24 protein-coding genes are annotated in these 22,704 nt (G+C 50.0%); 11 read left to right on the forward strand and 13 right to left on the reverse strand.

What is annotated here, in order from left to right; genetic code table 11:
* Window positions 1-143 precede the first annotated feature (143 nt).
* Window positions 144-680: a dual specificity protein phosphatase family protein gene (locus tag HBO19_RS27835; RefSeq protein ID WP_076965299.1), complete on the forward strand. Its 537-nt coding sequence runs from the start codon at window positions 144-146 to the stop codon at window positions 678-680.
* A 92-nt stretch (window positions 681-772) separates the two neighbouring features.
* On the opposite strand, the gene HBO19_RS27840 is transcribed toward HBO19_RS27835, so the two are convergent.
* Window positions 773-997, reverse strand: a complete 225-nt coding sequence (locus tag HBO19_RS27840; protein ID WP_130898285.1) for a hypothetical protein — start codon at window positions 995-997, stop codon at window positions 773-775.
* Window positions 998-1,145: 148 nt separating this feature from the next.
* Here HBO19_RS27840 and HBO19_RS27845 point away from each other — a divergent pair, with 148 nt between their 5' ends.
* Both HBO19_RS27845 and HBO19_RS27850 read left to right on the forward strand, forming a co-directional pair.
* On the forward strand, window positions 1,146-1,499 hold the full coding sequence (locus tag HBO19_RS27845) for a hypothetical protein (RefSeq protein ID WP_076965298.1): 354 nt from the start codon (window positions 1,146-1,148) through the stop codon (window positions 1,497-1,499).
* Window positions 1,500-1,661: 162 nt separating this feature from the next.
* The gene (locus tag HBO19_RS27850; RefSeq protein ID WP_076965297.1) at window positions 1,662-2,486 is read left to right on the forward strand and encodes an N-6 DNA methylase; all 825 of its coding nucleotides are present in this window, start codon (window positions 1,662-1,664) and stop codon (window positions 2,484-2,486) included.
* Between the two features lie 19 nt (window positions 2,487-2,505).
* Here the strand turns inward: HBO19_RS27850 and HBO19_RS27855 are convergent, their stop codons facing one another.
* The gene (locus tag HBO19_RS27855) at window positions 2,506-2,958 is read right to left on the reverse strand and encodes a hypothetical protein (protein WP_154220724.1); all 453 of its coding nucleotides are present in this window, start codon (window positions 2,956-2,958) and stop codon (window positions 2,506-2,508) included.
* Between the two features lie 34 nt (window positions 2,959-2,992).
* Here HBO19_RS27855 and HBO19_RS27860 point away from each other — a divergent pair, with 34 nt between their 5' ends.
* The 3 genes from HBO19_RS27860 to HBO19_RS27870 all read left to right on the forward strand — a co-directional run bounded on the left by HBO19_RS27860 (window position 2,993) and on the right by HBO19_RS27870 (window position 5,669).
* The gene (locus HBO19_RS27860; RefSeq protein ID WP_076965296.1) at window positions 2,993-3,664 is read left to right on the forward strand and encodes a GNAT family N-acetyltransferase; all 672 of its coding nucleotides are present in this window, start codon (window positions 2,993-2,995) and stop codon (window positions 3,662-3,664) included.
* 347 nt (window positions 3,665-4,011) lie between these two features.
* Complete coding sequence (locus HBO19_RS27865; protein WP_076965295.1) at window positions 4,012-4,419, forward strand: hypothetical protein; 408 nt, start codon at window positions 4,012-4,014, stop codon at window positions 4,417-4,419.
* Entirely contained in the window at window positions 4,416-5,669 is a 1,254-nt protein-coding gene (locus HBO19_RS27870) for a site-specific integrase (protein ID WP_076965294.1), read from the forward strand. Before HBO19_RS27865 ends, HBO19_RS27870 begins: the two co-directional genes overlap by 4 nt.
* Window positions 5,670-5,823: 154 nt before the next feature.
* On the opposite strand, the gene HBO19_RS27875 is transcribed toward HBO19_RS27870, so the two are convergent.
* From HBO19_RS27875 to HBO19_RS27910, 8 genes are all read right to left on the reverse strand, one after another.
* Window positions 5,824-6,309, reverse strand: coding sequence for a hypothetical protein (locus tag HBO19_RS27875; RefSeq protein ID WP_076965293.1), 486 nt, complete (start codon window positions 6,307-6,309; stop codon window positions 5,824-5,826).
* Window positions 6,310-6,453: 144 nt separating this feature from the next.
* Window positions 6,454-6,813 (reverse strand): histone-like nucleoid-structuring protein, MvaT/MvaU family, encoded by a 360-nt coding sequence (locus HBO19_RS27880; RefSeq protein WP_076965292.1) that lies wholly within the window; start codon window positions 6,811-6,813, stop codon window positions 6,454-6,456.
* A 186-nt stretch (window positions 6,814-6,999) separates the two neighbouring features.
* The gene (locus HBO19_RS27885) at window positions 7,000-7,623 is read right to left on the reverse strand and encodes a hypothetical protein (RefSeq protein WP_169899438.1); all 624 of its coding nucleotides are present in this window, start codon (window positions 7,621-7,623) and stop codon (window positions 7,000-7,002) included.
* Between the two features lie 63 nt (window positions 7,624-7,686).
* Window positions 7,687-8,667 carry a plasmid replication/partition related protein gene (locus HBO19_RS27890; RefSeq protein ID WP_076965369.1) on the reverse strand — a complete coding sequence of 327 codons (981 nt, stop codon included), beginning with the start codon at window positions 8,665-8,667 and terminating at the stop codon, window positions 7,687-7,689.
* A gap of 883 nt (window positions 8,668-9,550) precedes the next feature.
* The gene (locus tag HBO19_RS27895; RefSeq protein WP_076965345.1) at window positions 9,551-9,856 is read right to left on the reverse strand and encodes a hypothetical protein; all 306 of its coding nucleotides are present in this window, start codon (window positions 9,854-9,856) and stop codon (window positions 9,551-9,553) included.
* Between the two features lie 393 nt (window positions 9,857-10,249).
* Window positions 10,250-11,278 (reverse strand): ParB/RepB/Spo0J family partition protein, encoded by a 1,029-nt coding sequence (locus HBO19_RS27900; RefSeq protein WP_076965343.1) that lies wholly within the window; start codon window positions 11,276-11,278, stop codon window positions 10,250-10,252.
* A gap of 135 nt (window positions 11,279-11,413) precedes the next feature.
* Window positions 11,414-12,547, reverse strand: coding sequence for a ParA family protein (locus HBO19_RS27905; protein ID WP_169990628.1), 1,134 nt, complete (start codon window positions 12,545-12,547; stop codon window positions 11,414-11,416).
* A gap of 209 nt (window positions 12,548-12,756) precedes the next feature.
* Entirely contained in the window at window positions 12,757-13,236 is a 480-nt protein-coding gene (locus HBO19_RS27910; protein WP_169899440.1) for a hypothetical protein, read from the reverse strand.
* A 1,017-nt stretch (window positions 13,237-14,253) separates the two neighbouring features.
* Between HBO19_RS27910 and HBO19_RS27915 the strand changes: the two genes are divergently transcribed.
* Both HBO19_RS27915 and HBO19_RS27920 read left to right on the forward strand, forming a co-directional pair.
* A complete protein-coding gene (locus HBO19_RS27915; RefSeq protein ID WP_076965359.1) occupies window positions 14,254-15,120 on the forward strand; it encodes a replication initiation protein in 867 nt (288 codons plus the stop codon).
* 596 nt (window positions 15,121-15,716) lie between these two features.
* The gene (locus tag HBO19_RS27920; protein ID WP_169899442.1) at window positions 15,717-16,685 is read left to right on the forward strand and encodes an HNH endonuclease signature motif containing protein; all 969 of its coding nucleotides are present in this window, start codon (window positions 15,717-15,719) and stop codon (window positions 16,683-16,685) included.
* Between the two features lie 23 nt (window positions 16,686-16,708).
* On the opposite strand, the gene HBO19_RS27925 is transcribed toward HBO19_RS27920, so the two are convergent.
* Complete coding sequence (locus HBO19_RS27925) at window positions 16,709-17,350, reverse strand: hypothetical protein (protein WP_076964878.1); 642 nt, start codon at window positions 17,348-17,350, stop codon at window positions 16,709-16,711.
* Between the two features lie 236 nt (window positions 17,351-17,586).
* On the opposite strand from HBO19_RS27925, the gene HBO19_RS27930 reads away from it, so the two are divergent.
* The 3 genes from HBO19_RS27930 (at window position 17,587) to HBO19_RS27940 (ending at window position 20,954) form a co-directional block, all read left to right on the forward strand.
* Window positions 17,587-18,552: a DNA replication terminus site-binding protein gene (locus tag HBO19_RS27930; RefSeq protein WP_076964880.1), complete on the forward strand. Its 966-nt coding sequence runs from the start codon at window positions 17,587-17,589 to the stop codon at window positions 18,550-18,552.
* 112 nt (window positions 18,553-18,664) lie between these two features.
* Window positions 18,665-18,931 (forward strand): hypothetical protein, encoded by a 267-nt coding sequence (locus HBO19_RS27935; protein WP_047229587.1) that lies wholly within the window; start codon window positions 18,665-18,667, stop codon window positions 18,929-18,931.
* Window positions 18,932-19,748: 817 nt separating this feature from the next.
* Window positions 19,749-20,954, forward strand: a complete 1,206-nt coding sequence (locus tag HBO19_RS27940) for a hypothetical protein (protein ID WP_230682645.1) — start codon at window positions 19,749-19,751, stop codon at window positions 20,952-20,954.
* Between the two features lie 103 nt (window positions 20,955-21,057).
* Here the strand turns inward: HBO19_RS27940 and HBO19_RS27945 are convergent, their stop codons facing one another.
* Window positions 21,058-21,225: a hypothetical protein gene (locus tag HBO19_RS27945; protein ID WP_154220689.1), complete on the reverse strand. Its 168-nt coding sequence runs from the start codon at window positions 21,223-21,225 to the stop codon at window positions 21,058-21,060.
* A gap of 216 nt (window positions 21,226-21,441) precedes the next feature.
* Entirely contained in the window at window positions 21,442-22,686 is a 1,245-nt protein-coding gene (locus HBO19_RS27950) for a DUF1173 family protein (RefSeq protein ID WP_169990627.1), read from the reverse strand.
* Between the last annotated feature and the right edge of the window lie 18 nt (window positions 22,687-22,704).

Raw genomic sequence — 22,704 nt, forward strand, 5'->3', positions numbered from 1 at the left:
TTCTTTTCGGTCACTTGTTTGACCGCCTGGATTTTGAATTCTTCGGGATATCGCTGGTTGCTCATGGCACCTCCTAATGGGCCTCATTTTAAGGCTTGGAGGTGTCTACGAAACTAGGGGCGATTCATAAAGCAGGAGAATAAATGCAACGAAAGAAACCGATACCCTGCTGCACCTTCTTATCGCGCAGCGATGCTGAGGGATACTTGCCAGGCCCTGACTGTCATCTGATATCTATATCTGATGGCCCTGACGATCAGGCACGAATCAACGAAGCACGCTGGAAGAGCGTGAGCTATCACCACTTCATTGACGCCGGCTTTGACGAAGAAGTCATCGAGATATATGGGCAGGACTTTGAGCGGAATTACGTCGATTACCTGCTCAGCAGCAAGGCTGACGTGCTGAGGGAGCGCATACGGGAAATTGCAGACCTGGGGGAAAATATCGCGGTTAATTGCCAGGCCGGCCGATCCCGCAGTGCCGCGGTCGCTTTGTATATCAACAAACATCTTGGGTACCAGTTGCATAAACCGACCCCAGACGCAAACCAGTGCGTCTACCGGATGTTGGCCAACGATGTTCACCTGATGGCCGCCTACCGTACGGCAAGCACTCCAGTGGGACCGGAAGCGCCAAAGCGAACTCTTCTTTCGCTGATCAAGTTGCTGTTCTCGTGAGCGTACAGCGCCGGCAGAGATCATGGTAAACATACGCGACGGCGCCGATGGCTATCTTACCGGCGGGTGAATCGGCGGTAGCGAGATCTGATTCAGGAAAACTCCTCCGCCGTACCTAAGCCCACCCCAAGCGGGCCGAGGCAAAACAATTCGAACATAAAGTCTTTGCTGGCCAGTCCGTTTCTCCCCACCAGTAGATTGAGGTTGGGCTTTTCCAGATCGACGATCGCGCCCGGATGTAGCTCGGCACCGATCCTAAAATCACCCACGGTTTTTTCTCGGAATGGAACTCCTTCAAGCCAATACAGCGGGATCAAGGTAGGGATTGATCCCCTCCCCTGCTCCCTACGAAACCCTGACCACGCCACTGTCTGGCGTCGGCCCATTCAAAACGCGCTGAAATAGTTGGGGTTCCGGGCCCTTGCCGTAGCCTGAAGGCATCTCTAGGAAAACTCGGATCGCCTTGTGTCTTACACCACCGCCACCATCAACGAACTGTATGGTCTACGCGACAAAGTAGGCCTCTCAACCGCTTCGGGCTTAAAAGCTCGTGTTCGCTTTGTACAGCTGGCCTACCGCCACATGCTGGTGCATGAGATCACCAGGTACACTTTGTGGGACCGTGGGTATGAAGGTCTTGGTGAACGAACTTTTGACACATGCTTCGAAATGGGCGACAGCGACGAAGTAATAGCCGAGTTAATCCGTGACGCGCGCATACGGGGCTATGCCGATAATATCGAAATGGAAATAGGTAATTCTGAGTGTTACGCACGCTGGTGTAGCTTCGCAGATCGCCAGCAAGAGTTTGCATTTTGAAGAATGGACCACCTGGGGGGCATGCGCTTCGTTTTTGCTACAAGCGCTGCTGCACCCAATGAGATCTATTAGCTAGAAAAGCGGTGATCTAACGAGGTCTTGGGTTCTTATCACTAAGGGTTAAGTTCTTTGTAACTTACCAAATAGCGTCCGATAAGCACCATGGCTAATTCAAAAAAACCACGCGCATACACCAAGGCCTCGAACCCGGCAGAACACCGCAAAACCCTCATTCGCCTGCTAAACGCAAACAGCCACCGCCATCACTTGTGGGATGTGTTCGCCGACTTCTGCGAAATGGGCGCGTTAGCGATGAGCAACAGCGTGGACCTGGCGCACCGTAATGAGCGTGAAAACCGCTATCTGAGCCTTATTAAGAAGTATGAACCGAATGAGTTGCACCGGTTTCCCCAAATGCTCGCGGAACTAACCATGGCAATGGAGTATGGCCCTGATGATGTACTGGGCCGAGTATTCGGTGAGTTGGAACTCGGTAATAGCTCAAGAGGGCAGTTCTTTACCCCCTACCCTGTCTGTCAAATAATGGCCACACAACTTATAGGCGACGGTAAAGATCTACATGAACGACTGCAGGAGCGGGGTTTTATAACTGTAGCTGAACCCGCATGTGGCGCGGGAGCCATGCCTATTGCCTTCGCCGACGCATTAACCAGCAAGGGAGTAAGCTTCCAAAGCGCCCTTCATGTAGTTGCACAGGATTTAGATTCACGAGCAGTTCATATGACCTATCTTCAACTCAGCATTCTGCATATTCCTGCAATCGTAATCCTCGGCAATACGCTAATGATGGAAGAGCGTGAGTTGTGGTACACCCCTGCGCATATTCTAGGAGGTTGGAATTATAAACTAGGGAACACTCAAGAACGAAGCAATTCACAACGGGATTCAGTACATATATCAGATGAATGTATCAAGCCATTGCCAACGACCAAGCAAATTAACGGACATCAATTCGCATTATTCTAATTCGGAATTTCAGTAGCCCTTACTTAACTTCCGTAGCTTTTGCTCGACGCTTTGCGGCATGTGAGCAGATTTTTAGGGTAGCACCTTTTATGTGGCAACTATTTTTCGTCGCTGTCGCGTTCTCATTGCTTGGTTGCGATTTACAACAAGATGCGGCGAAAAAGCGGGTCAGTGGCACCCCAAAACGCACGAGAGTACTCTGCAATACACCGTTGCGGTTGATGGGTCTCAGACGATCCAGGCGATCCTCATTACCAACGGAAAGGATGAGACTGACGTAGGAGCAGACGCTGATTCCTTGCGTAGCCTTGCGGGTTTCAGGACCCAGATAGCTTTCAAAGACTGTGGCCGCCTCAACTTTGCCCGTACCGGCCCTGGCGCAGATGTCGTGCAAGCTATTCCAACCAGCATAGGTATGACATCGAAATGCCAAATTCAAAATTTGGAGATCAGTGGAATATTCGTCAGTCAAAGTAATATACTTGCGGAAACACTAAGGACAGTCCATGAACATTTTGCACATTCACGATCTTACAACCCTAAAACAATCCCAAAAAAACGATATTTTGCGATTAGCACAGCGCAACAGCGCTGAACTTATGAACCGGCCTGTTAAGCCTAACCATCCGATGTTCGGTCTTGCCAGCGCTTGGATGTTAGCTGATCTAGAACAGCAGATAACTGCACACTCTGGCAAACAACTTGACTGCGAACTTATCCTTATTAGTGACGTAAATTCAAAGGCAATCGCATTTTTGACCTTCACTCGCGCTAACGACTCATGCACCGCGTGCGGCCTTAATTATGTGTGCGTTGATTCCAAATACAGAAAACAAGGGCTCATGACTTTAATGATTGATTACTTAAAGTCAAATTATACAGATATTGCTCTTTGTTGTTTTCCGAGCCTAGTAGGCATGTATGAAAAACTCGGCTTTTTAATGTGTGAGGCTGCTGAAGCGCAAGTAGATATGCGGATTGGCAAACTACACGAAATGAAAAAATATCCTAAGGCAAAGCTTTTGGAAAGCCCAGACGTTAAACACGCCACTGAGCTACTAGCAACTAAGTATGGCAAAAAAAAGGCAATCAAGATCAACGATATATTTGACGCCGAAACAATACAAATCACACTTAAGGTTGAAGCCTTTGTGAGTGATCGTAAACGAATTCTTTGAGTACAGCACACCAGTATGGCTAAGCAATAGTATTACAGCGATACCCCGGGGGCACATACGGTTTCCGGGCCCCCTCCTCCCCCCCATTGCTAACCCCCCCCCTATTACCCCAAAGCTTTCGTCTGCAGGCCAACGCTCACATTCTGCCTCCAAGTGGATATTTTCCATTGGTAAGCAACTGTGGGCCATGGTGTGGGACAAAGAATTTTGGTTTTCTCACAGGCCACGTTAAATAAGACCTGTAGCCATTTTGTACGGGGATACCTTATCCTCCTACATTTCGGCGAGATCTTGGGCGCTTACAGCATGTGCGCCTTGTATGTGAATGAGCCGTGAGGAATCCCGTAGTGAAAAACCGTGATGCAAATTTGCACGACGAAGGTGATCAAATTTCTGGTCAGATCTACCACGTCACGCCAACCCGAAATCTCGATTCGATTATCCGAGAGGGTTTACGGCCGATGATTGGACCGCGCTCTGTTTTGATCGGTGAGGTAACAGAGAAGGTCTATTTCTTCGGCACTATGCATGCTGTAGAAGGCGCTCTGAGTAACTGGCTTGGGGAGGAGCTTGATAAGGAGCCTGGAGCGATATCTGTTCTCGCTGTGGATCATTCCGGATTACATCTCTCTTCAGGCGCGGGCTATGAGCTTGCTTGCTTACACCTCGTACCTCCGGAGAAAATTTCCCTCGCTTTTGAGGATCAGCCGCCAGCGAGCAAAAAGAATCAGCAAGTGACCAAAGGCACTGCATGAGCAAACTGACTCCTAAGTTCGTCAAGGACGTCGACCAGCCCGGCTCCTACCAGGACGGTCGAGGGTTGATTCTTCGCGTTTCAGCTACCCAGCGAAAAAGTTGGGTCTTTCGCTACATGCTGGCGAAAAAACGTCACGATCTCTCCCTGGGTAAATTCCCTGCATTGAGTCTCAGGGATGCACGATTGGAGGCTGACAAGTACCGACTTGATATCGCACGCGGCACCGACCCAGCAGCTGAGCGAGCGAAGCTCAAAGCCACCAAAGCCTCGCGGACCACTACTAGCCAAACTTTTCGGGCTTCAGCAGAAAGGTACATTCGCACTCATTCGTCGAGCTGGTCTAAGAAGCATCACCAACAATGGCAAAACTCACTCACGAAGCATGTCTACCCTTGCATAGGCGGCTTTCGCATAGCCGAAGTCGACACGGACGATGTACTGGATGTGCTGACGCCTATCTGGAGCAAGGTCCCTGTTACAGCGAACCGCGTCCGGAATCGCATTGAGCTCGTGCTTGATGCGGCGAAAGCACTCAGGCTTCGGCAGGGGGAAAACCCGGCACGGTGGCGCGGTCATCTCGACAAGCTCTTGCCCAAGCAATCACATACGGTAGTCCCCTTCCCGTCTCCAGCACCTTCTCGCACAGCTGAGCTGTTGGCCAAGCTCGACTCCCTGGATGGGTCTGCAGCTCGCGCTGTTGAATTGGCCATATTGAGCGTAACTCGAAATCAGGAGGTCAGCGGAGCCCAGTGGCCTGAAATTGATTGGGAGATGAAAATCTGGCGCATCCCGCCGGAGCGCATGAAAGCGGGTAAGGCTCACCGAATACCCCTTACGGACCAGATGCTGGACGTACTGCGGCAGCAGCTCGGAAAGCATGACAAATGGGTATTTCTAAATTCCTGGCGAACAGGACCTATTCCCGGCAATGCGATGGCCAGAGTGCTTGATCAGCTTCAAGTTGATGGGGTTGTCCCGCATGGGTTCAGATCTACTTTTCGGACGTGGGCAGCTGAAGATACCGATCACCAGCGAGAGGTTTGCGAAATGGCTCTCGCGCACACACTCAACAGTAAAGTTGAAGCAGCATATAACCGCGGGGACTTGCTGGATAAGCGGCGTGTCCTGATGAAGGATTGGGGAGAGTATCTTGCCGTCAATGCTCCCCAGGTACAGGGCGATGTATCAGTTCTATCTCCGGCCCCTGATGCGGAATCAGACCAGGCCAATGTGGTACCAGCGGCTTGAAAGATGCGTCAACCGGACTCGAAGGCTTCAGACATGGCTCTTGAGAAGGTTGTAGGTTTTGTTAATTAATGCGATTGAAATGCTTCTAGTTGGAGCCTATAAAAAACGGCTACCCGTGTCAGCGGATAGCCGGTTATTTCCCCCCCGTCGCACCTTATTCGGAGGCTTGGCCGAAAGTCGTGCCACGAAGATTGTTGGCCTCGTGGCAGATGCGAGCAACCTCCAGCATCGCTTTCAATGCTCGCTCTTCAGTCTCCTTGGTGGCAAATGCGATCATGAACCCGTGCAGCAGGCCAACGAGCATTGCCCCGCTGTCAGCGACGTTACGGTTCCCAGCCACGGCGGAAAATTGTTCCAATAGAGCTGGTGGGGCTTTTTGCAAAAAATCCTGACCTAGCGATTTTCCAATGCTGGCGGCATGGGCGCACTGGTGGGCTAAAACTTCTTCAGGCGACATTGGTGTACCGTCATGATGCTCGAAGGCAGCCGTCACATTGCTACGGCCGTGCATGCCAGCGGCTATACTTTCAGCTCCCTGCCGGATCTTCTCAACTGCAATTCGTGCAATGTCGATATCTGATTGTGTGTCATCCATGACGGCTGCCACCAAGCGCTCATCGACGTTCTCATTCATATTCATTTGATCCTCCGTTGATAGTTATTTACCTCCTTTCCACGTTCTCATTCAACTCAAAAAACCCAAGCACCTGGTTAGCAAACCAACAACATAAAAAAAGGCCGGGGTAACCGGCCTTGATCTTGAAGGTCATCGTGAGCTCATGAGTCACTGGGTTCGCCAAGACTCCACTACGTCTTGGCCATATTCCGTTTTCCACTCCTTGAGCACTTTGTGGTTGCCGCCCTTGGTTTCAACATGCTCACCCGTGTTTGGGTTACGGTAAATCTTCACTACTCGTGGCGCGCGAGTCTTTGCCGGCTCGACGCCTCTTTTTTTAAGGTAGTCTGGGTCAAAAATCGCGATTATGTCACCCAGGTGTTTTCCATACTCCGACATTAATACCCGGAGCTTCTTCTCGAACTCCATTTCCTTCACAAGCGCTTCATTGCCGCTCAATTTTTCCAGCCGGACCTGAAGTTCTTTGATGGCTTCCTCAGTTGCGCGGTATTCGATAATGAGGGACATATTGTCTCCTTGGGTTGGGTTTATACCACTGAGCCGTGTTGGGGCTATGGAGAGGCTTTGAGAGCCTGTTCTAGATCATGCCTACCGATGTAAGGAATGCATAGCCAGCTAGGAAGCCAGTGCAAGGCCAGAAAGCATAGAATTGAATGTTGGCGCTCAATTGATTTTTCATTGTGTTCAAGAGGGTTAACCCTCTTCCTCCAAGCGATTAATTTCGATAATAACGCTCTGCATATTCTCGATCGCGGTTTCGGCGGCTTTTCGCGCCTTACCGAAGAGTATTTCCTTACCTTCAAGCAGGGTGTCCAAGCGATTATTTTCTCGACGAAGTTGCTTTGCTATGGAGTCGAAATCCTCACCCTCCGGTGCTTTTTGTCCCTGAAGTTTAAATTCCATTGCCTGGGTGTGCTTTGACATCAAGTCACGGACAACGCTACGTTGCCTGTCGCTTTGCTCGTCGAAACCGGTGATGCTGCCGAGAAACTTTACGACTGCTTTCGCACTGGCCAAGGCTTTAGGACCTACCTCTAATTTCCCTGGGCTTGTTTGTGCAGCTGCCTGGTCAGCTTTCCCTCCAGGGACATCATGATTTTTGGATGGAACATTGTCAGCATCTGCCTGGTGATCGGGAGTCTGTCCCGGGATATGCTCAAAGCTCTGCACCTGCTTCTGAAGAGAGCGCACGTCGCTACCTGGCACCTCGTTTGTAGTGTTTGCATCATCGACGACAAATCCTGACGCGGTGTTGCTATCCACCCCAAAGAGGTTAGGGCCAAAATCCATAACGGTATCGTCCTGGGACGTTTGCATCTGGGTATTCCTTTCAGTGCGGGCTTTGATCTATCAAAACACCTGGCCAGAAAATCCCAACCTTCATGGTTCCTCAGCGTATTTGGATTGCATTTTGACCTTAACCCGGGGTTCAAGTCTTTTCGCTATATCTACTACAAAGGCCAAGAATTGAAGATCTAGCCCTTCTTCAACCTCATTCATGATGTCGTCAGCAACACCCTCTGCCTCTCGCCCAAAATGCATGCCGGCATCAGCCATTTCGAAAAGCAATTGAGCTGCAGGTTTTCTTTCCAATGTATAAAAAGCCTCCGACTCTTGTTCTCTAGCTGCTACCAGGTTACGAGGAGTGTCAGGAGGCTCTGCATCGTCCTCGACTTCAAGTGGTACTGGAGGAGGCAAGGAACCCGATTTATCTGTTGGCGGGACTACCTTCTTGGGGGAACCAGTTGTTGCCCTGCCCTCTTCCCTCATATCTTTAGCTGCTTTACGAATCGCCCTGGGCCCGCGGCTACATAACTCTTGCTGTGTTTCTTTCTGCAGCTTGGCCACCTGCTCAGCCGCAGAGACGCTGACTTCGCCGGCCTTCACTGCATCCAGTAACTCTTGGGTGCCGTTCCGGACAACTTTACAAGCTGAGGATACCGAGCGAGGACTGATACCTAACACTTTAGCTGCCTGCTCAATAGCCATTTTAGCCGCTTCCAACTCTTGCCCCGCAGCTTTCTCAAGATCAACCGTTATGGCACTACTCCCGCGTAGGGAGGAAAGCTCGGCAGCAATCAGTGCACGCTGTGCAATAGTGAGCTGCCGGCGATACAGGTTGAGGGAGAGGACGTAACCCAGGGCATCATCTCCCGTGAACTCCTCTCTCATGGGTTCGATCAGCAGATCCTTGCAAACTCGATAGCGATTACGGCCATCAAGGATCTTCCCTTCGTAAAGAACGATCGGCTCGCGCTGCCCGTTAGCATCGATGTCATCAAGCAAGGCCTGGTACTCATCACCAACAATTAGCGGAAACAGTTGAGCGTAATCGTGAAACTCCAAATCTACGTTTTGCATATGCAGCTTCTCGTTCCATGTTCTATCAAGAAACGATAAACCGGGTAAAAATTGGAATGACGCTTTTTCAAGTCGTTTTCACGTCTGATTTTGAGTGGCGTTGTTATCCGTCAGTATAAAATCCAAGGCAAAAAAAACCCTGCCGTTTTAAGCAGGGATTGTGATTGCCAATATTTCTGGAGAACATTAAATCACTATTAAATCTTCTCTTGCAGTTGGCTTATCAGTTCCTCAAGAGCCTCTTGATCTGGCTGTGTATCAACGAATCTAAGCGTTTTATCTGAAAGGACTTCCATGACACCCCACTTCAGTTCGTGTAAATCCTGGCCCGGCTCCGGTGGAGTCTCCCAATAGGGAAAGCTTCTGACTACATGAGGCGGAATCTTTGTGATCATGGCTGAATCTCAGTATTTTCTGTCAAGGCAAAGGCTGAATGCTAATCGGTGTATAAATATACAGTCCTGATTCACCACTAAAAACAGCGTCAAAAGTACGTCATTTCCAGCTCGTAAATGACTTGCAGAACGGCAACACCTATAAAAGTTGTCTCATAGCACAGCATAAGCTAGGGCCATGCCTACAGCAAACATTAGGACTGCACAGACCGTTTAAGACTTGACAAGTTTCATTAATTTGATGCTTTTTTTCAATTGCTCAGACCACCGGCGCCTTGATCCATCCAATGGTTCCATAGCGGCCTGGCTATCTAAAGCATAGGTGATTACCGGAATCTCTACCCCCGCAGCTAAAGGTTATCCATAAAGCAACTTGGTTAAACCTTAGGCCTATGCGCCAGGCTTCCGGCTAATGCTACACGCGTATTCCATCCAGGGCAGCATATCGACATACAGATCTGGTTACTCAAATCTGAAGTCGAGGTCGTTTACTGGCAGGCATTCATAGCCACCTTAGGGCTAAGCCAACCTTGCCTGTATGCCTCTGCCATCGCCACTTTGAGCTCTGGGATAGATGAGATATCACAAGACACCGTGGGTTTCTTGCCCCCATGGTCTGTGGGCAGTTCCAAGATCACCTGCAGGGGGTCGTTCAGCGAGACCTGGAATCTTATGCTCGGAAGACCGGCGAAGGTCACACAAATCTTCGCCTGGTGCAGTTCGGCGTAAGCTTGCCGTGCCTCCCCTTCATGCTCATACGCCAGAGAGACGTGGTGTTTGGTTGAATTGGTCATAAATAATCCCTGGCGTTTGGTCTACGCAAATTTGCGTGACGCTTAGTGCTTTGTTTTGGGCCCTCGCCTCGTTGCGTATGAACCGATCTTCACTGCTCAGCATGTGTATCCGAGCAGGAGCAGAGCACTTCAGCCAGTGTTCTGCTATCACTGAAAACAACTCGATACGGCTCAGGCCGAGCAAATGCTCAGGCTCGATCTTGGGTAGCTGTTCGAAGGTGGTGAATCGAGTTTGCGGTTGCACCACTCTGTGTTTTGGTTGCGCGACTGCGGTTGCCATATATCCCTATCTCGAAGTCTAAAAACCATATTCTGTCATGGCACTTTGCCTTCGTGTTCATGTTTTCAGACTGAATTATCGTCTGAAATATGCAGTTACAATGGTTTTGAGAATCATTCACTAGAGATCAGAGAACGGTCAATTCCCTTTAGAAAGGTCTCAAACTGTTCGGCTAAGCGTTTAGCATCAACGGATTTTTCGCAGCGAACCTCAACTTTTTTCCCTTCAACACGAACTCGACCTATCCCGCTGATCTCGGTATCGGTGAACTTGTTAGTCGGATTTTTCTGGTTCAGGGCTGCAATTTCCTTAGCCAGCCACCTCAGTGCGTGCTCCTGACTCCACTTTTGATCTCTCATTGCAGTTACAGCTTTAAGAAGTAATTCTGGAGCTGTACTGCTGAACTGAACAAAATCTTTAGCCCATTTTCCGCCGATCAGCGACGGTATCTCGTCCAGAATCAGACGTACCGCTTTCGGAAGCTCCATAAGCAGCAGGCATCTACTAATCACCGAGTGATTTACCCCTACTCTCCTTCCCAAACTTCGAATCGAACGCTCACCTTTTGATTCCAATATCGAAGAATAAGATTTTCCTCGCTCGTATTCAGTGAGTGTTTCCTGGCCTTCGTTGTCCGTCAGTGCCAGGATTTGTGCCATAGAGTCATCCAACTCGCGCACATGTGAGGTAATAGTATCCCGGCCTAGTAGTTTGTGAGCCCTCCATCTACGCTCACCTCCAATTAGCTCAAAAGATCCATCTCCTAATGGCCTGACAGTAATAGGCTTGACCAAGCCAACTGATGCAATGGAGTTGGCGAGTTCCTCAATTGCAGTTTCACTGAACGTGAGTCGAGGCTGAAATGGAGATACACGTATTAGCTCTGTGCGAATTTCAGCGATCACCCCACTTCCTATAACCAGGTTACTGGTTTCTGTGATTGCCTGAGCATTTGCAGACACTACTGCAGTTTCGTGTCCAACCGGCGGATTGCCTCCGGATTCTGACTGTTTCTGAGCAAGCATTTCTCTTACCGAAACGTTCAAGTTGGGTTCTGGCAATTCTGCTGGCGCTCGTTTTACTCCTGACATCCAGCTTGGAGCTTTTTTTGGATTACCAGGGAAATCCTCTGACTTAGCCATTTCTTCTCCTTCAATCAACCTTGGTCTTGTCCAATTTCCTTTCGGGTGGTGCTCGGAGCACCAGTACCCCAGTTATCTCAAGTGGTGCTCGGAGCACCAGTCTCCTGAAATGTACAGTGGTGCTCGGAGCACCATTTACTGGGATGCAAATTCTCGAACCTTTTGAAGGATCTCGCTGAATACAGATCGCATAGAATCAATGGATTTGTTGGTTGCACCCTTCCAGACAATCAGCGGGACACCTTGATCTAACGCCTTGCCGTAGTCTTCTGAATAGTAGAGCTTTTCCTCAGCAACCCGTCCTGGAAACAGATCGTTCAGAACAACTAGGTTGTTCAGAATACGTTTGCGGTTACGAATGAACATCGTCGGAATCGCCAAAACAACCGGAGAACGGCGGTAAGCCTTCGCGAAACGAACCATCCATTCATTCAATCGCATCAATGCGCGGAAAGAGAACTTATCCATCCGGACAGGGCAAATAACGAAGTCACTTGCGACAATAGAGTTTTTAGTCAGGCGAGAAGCAGTAGGGGCATTGTCAAAAAGGATGACGTCATAGTTCGACGTATCAATGCCCTCGATCTCACCGTTTCGCGCGCGCTCCAACCAATCGGCGTACCAGAAATCCATATTATTCTCGGCGTCCAACGCGACAACTAGATCCTCAAGATATGCATCAGCAGGGATAAGATGAGGACCGTTTTCACCGAATGGTTTCTTCACAACCTGCGCAAAATTCAACGGTTCAAATTGCCTACCTCTGAGTTCGGGGCTCAGCAGGTTACCGAGGTTGCCATCAACATATCGGTCTGGCGGTATACCCATAGTTTCAAGGTCAGTTCTTGACAAATCTGGGTCATATCCCAACTCACTTGAGGAATCGCCCTGGGGATCGTTGTCGATGATTAGAACTCGGAGCCCTTGCATCTGAAGGGAGATGGCCAGGTTAACCGTCACTGTGGTTTTGCCTGTACCACCCTTAGGAACAAAGGTCGAAATCACCACTTGTCGTGATAAACCTTTGGCTTGACCTTTTGCTCTGCGTATCGCTGCAATGTCAAAGATGTCACTCAACGTGTAAGCGCGAGTAGGGACTGTTCCGCGTTGAATCCTACGGATTTCAAGACCGTTTTCATCTTCAATATCTTGCAGGCGACGAGTCGTTAATCCGAAGCAATCGGCCGCGAATTTAGGTGGGTAGAGGAGGGTGGAAAAATCGGTGTAATAGACCGATTCCTCTTCAAACTGCTCGCTTGACTGCTGCATGAAATTCCCTGCATGTGTTGAATACAGGTCAATCATAATCCTTAAAGCTGCTTTTTCAAGGAGAAAACACGGTACAGGGCTTTTTTAGGCTACTGAAACCGAACCTATGCACGTTTTTTTGAGCATCAAGTTCGGCTTTATTTCGGTTTTTGATTGCTTAGCCCGAATTACTGTTCAGGTGAAAAGGGGAGGGGAGACTACTGTTCTGGCTAAGCGTACTGTTGTTGAGCCAGGGTACGGGCGCGTTTGAAGTCTGCGCTGATGTAGTTGACTGTGAACTGAGAATCAAGAGGATGCGATTCAACAATCACCTCAGTCGTCCCGTACCTGAAAAAAATGTCCTCAGATCCTAGGCTCGATTGATCGCCAGTCATCTCAAGCTTGCTTCGCAAGCCTTCCACAACCTCTTCCAGATGTAGCTTGTCTGCTTTTACCGTAGCTACGTCTAGCACTCCCTTTGCGTTAAAGGCTAACTGGATGTCAGTAATACCCTCCATATTGATCTCCCACTCCGAAAGATTGAGTACGGGGCCACCCGTGTATGACGTACCAATCTTGTCAATAATGGTGTAGTGCTGCTGAACGTCGATGATCGTTGTAACGCCTACGGATAGACTTGCCGGCTCCGGTGCAATAGCAGCCATGCTTATCAGATAGGCAGCTACACCAGCGAAAGCAGCAGTATTCATTGGGATCCTCCAGGTCATGTTCGATTGGGACATTTTCGCTTCCCGTACCTGAAGAATGTGCTGCTTTCGAACCGCATTAGCGTCTGAAAAGCGGGAGTCTCGATTTTTTGATTAACGCAGTCTCGAGCGTCATTTCTCACGTTCAGCAAATCAGCTTTTCACTTTTAAAAGCCTTTTAATTGTTTTTATCTTGTTGTTCTCTTGTTTTTAGAACGCTGCAGGCCTTGTATTACGGGGCTTCCAGAGCATCATCGACTACTAATTGCGGTAAAGCGACTACAGATTCAGGCTTTGCGACTAAGGATTACGGCTAATACGACTACAGATTCCGGCTGCAACGACTACGGATTGCGGCCGTTATCCACAGCCCAAAACTCCTAATTCTGTCTTGGTCTATCGACTACAAATTGCGGCTGAATGGGTGGGTCTTACCACGGCACCCAGTTTTTAGGTTTTGATTTCAGGACAATTCTCGCACTGAAATTGAACAGCCAGTCGAGATTTACTCAAAAAACTCGCTAATTCACTGATTTATATAGGATTTATTTATAATAGGACCTGTACTGAATCAGTAGGAGCAAATTTCGCTTTCCACGCATCGGTCGGTCGAAACAAAGCCAATACGACAGCAGTAGGACCCAATCGACTACAAATTACGGCTACGTCTGTGAGCGGCCAGTATGTGTCGACTACAAATTACGGCTGCCCAATGACGGCTTGAAAGCCACCGGGTCGGGCATCTGTATCGGCTATTGACTACAAATTACGGCTATCACAATGGTCAATATTCGATCATCGACTACAAATTGCGGCTAATGTTTGTTCTCTGAATCACTCGATTGACTACAGATTACGGCTACTCTCTATCGACTACGGATTCTACGTATTGTGTAAAAGTCTAGATTCGACATCGCTGAAACGCCCGTATTTGTTAGCTTTGCGTTGGAGATCGCGCCGCGGGTATCGACTACAACGCATTCTCGATGTAGGGTTTGGCAACCTAGCGTAGGGCCAGTCATGTCCAATTTATCCAAGCCGAACAAGTCAGAACCAAAGCAACTCAGGGTTACTAAATCCAACACGTTGATTACGGCCTCGTATCGGCTAACACTCAACGAACAGCGTTTGATCTTGGCGGCCATTAGCAAGCTTGATCCCAGAAGGCCCATGCCTAAAAAGGTGTCGGTGTCTGCTGCAGACTATTCGGATATCTATGGAGTACAGCTCCGACACGCGTACGAGCAGATGAAAGTGGCTGCGGATGAGTTGTACGAGCGAGATATAAAAACCTTCGATGGATCTGGCATGGAGCGGAAGCGATGGGTTGACCGCGCTAAGTACCTGGATGGAGAGGGCAGGGTAGAGCTGTCATTTACGATCCACGTCATGCCATACCTATCGATGCTTTACAGCAAAGTGACCAGTTATGACCTGCGGCGTGTTGCATGCTTAGACTCGATCCACTCATTCCGCCTATTCGAAATGCTCATGCAGTTCCGCAAAACCGGTTGGGCATACATAGAGGTCGAGTCTTTACGGGTTGCGCTCGGTTTATCGGAGGCCTACCAACGATTCAATAACCTTCGCCAACGGGTAATCGACCCGGCCGTTGCTGAGCTCAAGGCGAAAAGTAATCTGGATGTTAGCTATGAGTTGAAAAGAGAAGGCCGAAAAGTAATAGCCATCAAATTCACCTTCTCCGACCTGGCACAGCTTGCGCTTAATCTAGAACTAGAACCTGAAGATCTTCCACCGCTTCCCGATTTTGACCACGAAGAGGAAAGTGAATGGCTGCTCAGTAGGTCGCTCGGAGAAATAGCTGAAGCCCAGGAAGCAGGGCTTCTGTTCGAGGTGTCTCCCGATGGCGCTGAACTGCCTAGCTAACAAGCCGTGGTCATTTGACGACCACTTGCTGCTTGAGCCGGCAGTAAGCGCGTTCTCTACTCAGGTAGCTGGAGGAGGGTAGTGCTCAGTTACAAGGGACAACAGTGAAGAGACTTCGACGCCAATGGCTGACGTCTGCGCTGGACGCTCGTCCAGCTAATTTGAGTTCTTCGAAAATTAGCAGCGCAAACGACATTGCAGCCTCGTCATCTTCGTGAAGGTTGACGATTACGATCGGGAACCGGTCACCATCGTCAGAATCCGGCCGTGCAATTGCGACGGTCTGAATTCCCCAGGAGTTACCGTCGTCGAAGGGCTCCACAATAAATCGGATCAGACGGATGATCCTACCGTTACGAATCAACTGGATTAGGTCGCAACAGAACAAATCTGTTTGGTTCTGCGGACAAAGTCTGCTGGCTGTCATTCTGTAGCTGCTCCCTTGATGTGTCTGAATCCTGTCAGCACTGCATAGAATCCCAAACTTCACCTTTCACATTGGTATGAGCAGTTTTAAAGGAGTGCGGGTGCATTCTGTGCTCCTGGTTGGGAATGGTTGAACGGCTTCGTCATAGATCAACAGCGGGGGTGTGAAAATGTCGAAAGGAAATCGCCTGTTCCGGGGGCCTGAAAGTCATGCTGCGGAAAAACTATCCAGGGATGCACTAGCGCCATTTCTGAAAGATAGAGGCTACGTTGTCATTGACGACAAGCGAATTCAAACGGGCGTAGCCACGCAACAGTTCATCGTCACCCGCACTCCTGATGGCCAGGTACTGAGTATGCGCGTCCGACTGTGCTGGAGGCGCGATGGACGAAATCCCAACGAGAAGAACTACTCAGCGGCTCAACTGGCGGCGCATCTGCGGTCGGGCGGATGGGATGCGACACTGGAGCACATCACCACCCGAGACACAAAGCGTGGGCTCACTCACAATCTGCTTTTACAGCGTGACGGAGGCGCAATTATCTTTGCCGCGCTCATTCCTATCGAAAGTCTCCACGATATCTGGAACCGCCAGCGAGAAGTCAGCGATGACTTACAACGCCGTGGCTTGAAGGGGCGAGCTCGGAAGAATCACGCACAAAATGGCACTAGCCCGACCCTATGGTTGCAGGATGACCGGACACCTGACGGACACGAGGTCGCCGATGCGCTGTGGCAGTGGCCCGGTGTGATCGATTTAGCCCAGCTTACTCCCCATGCAGTGAGGCCGGTACTGGTCGATGACACCTATGATGACTGCCCGACGCCGGACTACTCGACTCTGGGCCGGGATGAAGGCGAGCGTGTGCCCGTGCTTCGTTCGGAGGTTCGTCGCGATCCGCATGTACGTCGAGCTGTACTTGAAAGGGCCGGGTTTGCGTGCGAGCGTGAGAGTTGTGGTAAGAGCCGGGACTTCCCTGGCTTCCTGGATGTTCATCACATCTTAGGGGCCGAGAAGTCAGATCGTGTTTACAACTGTGTGGCCTTGTGCCCGTGCTGTCACCGCGAAGCGCACTATGCACCATATGCGGATGACCTCAACATGCAGCTACTTACATACGCCAAGAGGTTCGGCTGAACCACTCCACAGTGTGAGGGCCTCTACACCTGTGGGGCCAATGGATTAAGCGGCGGGAGGCAGTCCTCAAACTGTGTCTGGATAACTCGCATCGGCTTGATGCAGCAATCATTGCCAGTGAGGATCGCCGCGAGCATCCCCGTCATTGTCATCAATCCGTTGGAGTTCCGCAGAACTTGCAGTACGAGTTGGGTAGGATAGCCCTCCAGGTGCCGACGCAGCGGGTGAATGCCGCTGTGCACATAGGAGTTCATCGCCGACCAGGAAACGTCTTTGAACTGGATCAGCATAGATGAAGCCCCGACCGGAGCCTTCTTCACGATAGCCTCCATCATCTCCCCAATTTGGGGGAGTTTATTGGCTACCCGCGCGCTTTCCTCTGTCAGCGGTGCCATGAGCTTTTGGATGGCCAGGTCACTCGCAGCGTACAACATCCACATTGCCTTGGTGTGAGCTTCAAACTGGAGGCGTAGCGTCGACATAGCGGTGGTTGGACTGCCATGCTCGAACAGGATGCGTAGTGCCTGAGCGTGTTCTAGGGCGATTCCACAGGCAATCATTGCAGCCTCAAACCGCTCGCCGGGGTATGTGGGTTCGTCTTCGAGCAGTCGCAGGATCTCAGCCTGTAGAACAGCCGAGCGGGTGAGCATTTCCTCAAGCGGCATATTGCACTTCACTTATACGGTAGACAAAACCAGTATAGGGGCTGCTGGAACAGCCTCAAGGCGTACTTTTTCCGAACTTTGTAGGTCCCCTCCATGGTGCATGCAATACCACCCCTTCACTTAGTTTCGTGTAAATGGACTCAATCCCCTCGACTCTGGTTAACATGGTTGAGTTAGGTCTTAGGGTTGCCTCGATAAGGCCCTGAGTGAAGGGGTGGTATTATGTGGGGATCGGTATGACTCAATCTATTGTCTTGGCGTTCGAACGTCTCACTGCCGCGGTGACTGCCTTAAACGCAAAGTGGCCATCCCTTGTAGTAGCGGGGAGGGCTTGGCGAATCCCGCTTCTATCAGAGCAAAAAACTCCTTCTAATATCGCAGTTCAAAGCATCACAGGAATGGAAGCCATTACGGCGGCTATAACGGCATTTGGAGAGTTCGAACGTGATCTTGGCCAGGCTCCAGGAACCGTTATGCGCTTACCTGGTTACTTCGTGCTGTCAGGGTCGGTACTGGAGGAGGGAAGGGCAGTGAACCGCTGCAAGACCGCCTTGATGGAAGCGATCGAAGCTGAACGGGAGCTTCGCAACGTTGCTGTCAGCCGCCGCTCTCACATCATGCGCCAAGCCTTGGGTAAAAATTTCTCTCTCAATCAGCTCAAACGGGCAATCCAGGTCTTTGACGCTGCGCCAAGACAGATCACTTTCACCTGGGCCGGCCACACCTCAGGAAAAGAGCGTGTGACTGTCGCGCACGCGCGCGAGCTGCTGCTCGAGGAAGCTCATGAGCGATCTATGGCCACCGGTGAGCCTGTAGAAAGTAGTCCGCAGTGGGTCGATCTGCGCAGCATCGCGAACATGGCTGAAACTGACTTATTGGATGTGCCAAAGCAAATCGCGCCGCATCCGCGGGCAATGCTGTGGTTTTCAGAGAGCAGCCGCTATGACGCAATGCTGCACGCTAACCTTCCGTTTTTCGTTTTGGATGGGCAAAGCGTTGCGAGGGTTGTTTCTCTCAAGAATTTTGACCGAGATCTACGATCGGCAAGACGCTTCGACATGAAACAGCGGACGCCGGCACTCCCAGGAGGTCGATTTTTTGTTGCTGCGCCCGAGGATGAATGTGGAGACCCGAAATCTGATGCAGTAGACGCCGTGACCTCGACTTACCGAGAGTCGATAAGAACGAAACCGGCCGACTGAAAAATCCAGAAATATCAATATGTTACAGTTCGTTGAATGGTTGTTATGTTAAACGACAATTACCAGAACGATTCTAATATCTAAATGGAATATGTTGCAGGAATGTATACCTATGAGTATCGAAACCACCCGAAAGCCTGCTCCGACGCTGTTAACTGAGCCGCTGACCCTGACCCTTGATCATCTGACGCTGGGCGATCTGAATGCCTACCGCCAGGCGACCCACGCCGAACAATGGCCACCAGCAGATCTGAATGGGGATGAGCGGAAATTCTACATCGAGCAGCAGCAGAAATTTGCGGCCGAAGCGGCATTGGGGCTGGCCCTATTCCTCAATGATCAAGTCGCACGGCAGCTCAGCGAGCCGATCGAGGAATAGTTCGGTGAAAACTCAATCAGCACATGATCAACACCCTTTGTTTCTTGCTGCGATGGTGCAGTTGATCGCCGATGTTCCTGCAGTTGTATGGATTGTTGCCGACTCGTGGGTGCGATGCGAGAACTGTGAGTACACGATTGGTGCTGACTAGCCTGCGACACGTGAACAGGTTTGCCAACTTCTGATAGACGCGGACTGGAACGCTCAGCAGTGGCTAAGCGACTGACCAAGGGAAGGAAACGTGTTCTTCACCGTCCTCACCGTCCGTTCGAAGCAGATCGAAATCAAAGCAGCTAGACGCTTTCGATGGCTACCCGGTAGGGACTTCTCCGCACCAGGTCACGTATTGATGAATTGGCTGGGTGTGATGGTGTTCACCGAGCCAGCCCGCCCAAAGCTGGATGCATAGGAAAATCAGAAAATGCCACGGAATAGCGAATACGGAAATATGCCGAAATATGCGTAGCTGGTAATGATTGCATGATTGCCGGTCGCAGGCACCTGGGTGAAGACAATGGAGGTGATGGCCTGCTCATAGCCCCTCCCGGGTTAGTCCGCTGAATGCGCTCAATATTCATACAGTCGCTGCCAGGTGTTGTCGGTTTCGAGTCGGTAATCGTGGGTTCGATAGTAATGTGCTGAAGATGTGAGCCATGCCTACACGACTATTTTGGCATAACATGTCGGTAAAATTTTCCGGCCCGCATGAGTCACGCTCTATCACCAAAAGCGCACCAGTCAAATAAGGACAAACATGAATATATGCAAGTGTTTGCAATGCAATACATGCGGAACGAAAATCGATTGCAGAATCGGCATGTCTAATAGAGATATACAGCCATTCCAGTTCGCCTGCCCAAATTGCGAAGAGCGTATTTCTTTCGTATTTGGTCAAGAAGATGGTGAGTTACGTGGCGCCAATGAGTTGATCATAAAGCCTAATGAACTTTTCAATGGCGAAAACCCATTTATTGATCTCCATCTAGACTTCCCCGTCTACTTTGGGAAATATGAAATGGGCATGACAACTTTCATGAGGGTAACAAGGGAAATAAGCTTAGATGCTTACCGCCACTTGAATCTCCGCTTGGACATGTTGAACCGACTCTATCCAATGCAGCATGATTTGAGAAGTGTAATTACGCAATTCAAACGCGGAGACATAGATAGCTTTGAAAAAACCTGCGCCAGGTTACCTGGAGTCAATCTAAAATCGCATAAACAGCAAGATGTGCTAGCCGCTCTCTATTCAGCAACATCTATTATGTCATCGCCATTTACGATTCACGGAGTCAACGCCGAAATAAGTGAGGGAGCACCCCAGATATGCAGATGGTTACATGAAAGCCACCCGGACAAAACGCTGGAATTTATCGAAGAAATTCTAGCCAATGAATTTCTCAGAAATCTGCATAATGATTGCCTATCCCTTTATCCCAAGCTAATTTCTATGGATTTGCCGTTCAGATCAGCCTTTTTTTACGACTACGCGGACAACGATAATATTGGCCGTAATCCTGCCAGAATCTCTACCGCTGACTTCGATGTTTGCAGCAATTATTACAAAGATTTGTCTGAGGTTTTCGCCCGTCAACTTACTTTCTTGGCGGGCTTGAACAACCTTATGAAACGTGGGGATAGCGACCAATTCGAGCCCTCCCTTAAAGTGACTACGCTGGGTAAAGCAAGGCTAGATCTGGTTTCTTTGAATGCGTTCGCTAACGTAGACCTAGGAAACAAACTACGCTTTATCGACGATTGTTTTTACAAAATAGACACATCAGCAATTGATAACAAGCTAAGAAATGGCATAGCTCATTACAAGTACGACTACAAAGAATCAACGCAAACCATTACTTACTACCCTAGCAGAGAAGGGATGAGTCGAGAGAAATACCACGAAACGTCATTTATGGAGTTCATGAGGAAGTCTCTATTACTCTTTAGGGAAGTTCATAACGTGAATCACATCATCAAGGCGGTGCTTTTTTATTGTGTATTGATTCTGAAAAAAGAGATATAAATTAACGTCAAAATCTATGTTAGGAGTGAAAAAACCCAAGCATGGCTTGGGTTTGAATGAGCGCTAGGTGACTAGGTTCTAGGTTTTTTGAATGACCTATTGTTCATCGTTTTTCTTCGGGATTATCCATTCCCTCCGGCCTGTCGGGAGTAACTGCATTCTTCGGAAAAACTCCAGCCGAACGTAACTCAGCCTCGATCAAATCGTTGCGACGCTTCATTTGCTCAACGATCCGTTCGCCAACCCAAAAAAACCCAATTGCTATAGCCATGAGCCCTATCCAGATTTGCGTACTTGCTACTATTTCCACCGAGCACCTCATTTTAGTCGGGCGTTTAAATCATTACGTTGAACCGCAGCTGTCGCAGATTCAGTGAAGCTTAGAGGTGGCCATTTTGGCAGTTTCCTCGCTCAATTTGACTATGCTCTCAGCATTTCACATGGCTTACAAAACCCAAGCCCACATCCAGTCCGTGCTGCATTGCAATCACGCTTTGGGGGGAAATGGAGGTATATCTTTTCCTTTCGGATCAGCCGCGGCATTCCATGACCACCACCCTGCATCACCGTACTCCTGGTTGTACCAAGCTGTTTTAATGGCCTTCCGTTCTAGGTAGACAGGAGTGCTCATGCCGAACACTTCCAGGGGAAGATCTTTGCCCGTATCCAAAAGCCAGAAGTCAGGAAAAACCTCACTTTCATCAGCGTCATAACGCAATGGTTTATCAAAGCTGCGGCCGGATGCGTGGAGTTTGCTCTCTATCACGGCTTCGTAATCTGAATCGACGGGAATCCAGCGTTCAGTTACCTGCATCAGCGCCACCTCAACGACATCAACTCGCGAAAATGACTCTCCTTTAGGCGGCGTGACTTGAGCCACAGCGATAACGCGACTTCCACGTTTCCATGCGGAAAGCTCTCTCTCGAATCGGCGGGCGGCAGTTGCCCAGACTGCCGGCGGCAAATTCAGCATGGGCATGCCGAACGGCCCGGCCAGCGGTAATCTGCTGATGTCTCCAGAATGGCGTTCAGTGTTATATCGAGCCAGCGGCGATATTGCGAGGAGCCGGAGATCCCGGGTCATCGCCGAATTGGCGACCGCCAGGTTGCGAGCTGCCCCCTTACTGTCCTTTTGCGCACCCAACAAAAGCACTCCACTCAACTTCATACGGCTTGCTGCTACACGTTCTGCAGCCTGAAGAAGCGCGTAGTTCACAATGCCACTGTTGCGTTTGCCCTCCATTGCTGGATACCAAGTAGATAGTCGTGACTCGGACCAAAGCAGATGAAGAAGTCCGAGCAATGTCATGGCTGGTTTGCTCTTCCCTGGTGCTCTATTCAGCGTCGTGCTTTCTCTTTCCTCGGATTTAGGATCCTGAACACGTATGCCCCGGGCCAGGCGTACCCGAATACTGCCATCGTCACCCTCCTCCACCACGCCAGCCGCATACCCTTGCATACCGGAGCGCTCCGGTGCTGGCGCATAGAAGCGACAATCGTTCGAGTGTTCGTGACCTGTTCCGCCGAAACGCGCCAGATGAAAACCGTCGCTCCCCTCACGTCGCTTGATCGAGAGTTTTCGGGCACCGCTGCTTGGGCACTGGCAAGTTGCATGGTTGCCGTAGGCCTTCTCCAGGACGGATTTCCAGGGTACTGCGTACTGCAGTTCTGTTTGGAATTCCGGTGAATAACGTGTCCCAGAGATGAGAATCGGATATCGACGGTTGAGCATGATTTTTTTCTCCTGATA

The organism is Pseudomonas sp. WS 5021 (genome assembly GCF_012985535.1).
Classification (GTDB): Bacteria; Pseudomonadota; Gammaproteobacteria; order Pseudomonadales; family Pseudomonadaceae; genus Aquipseudomonas.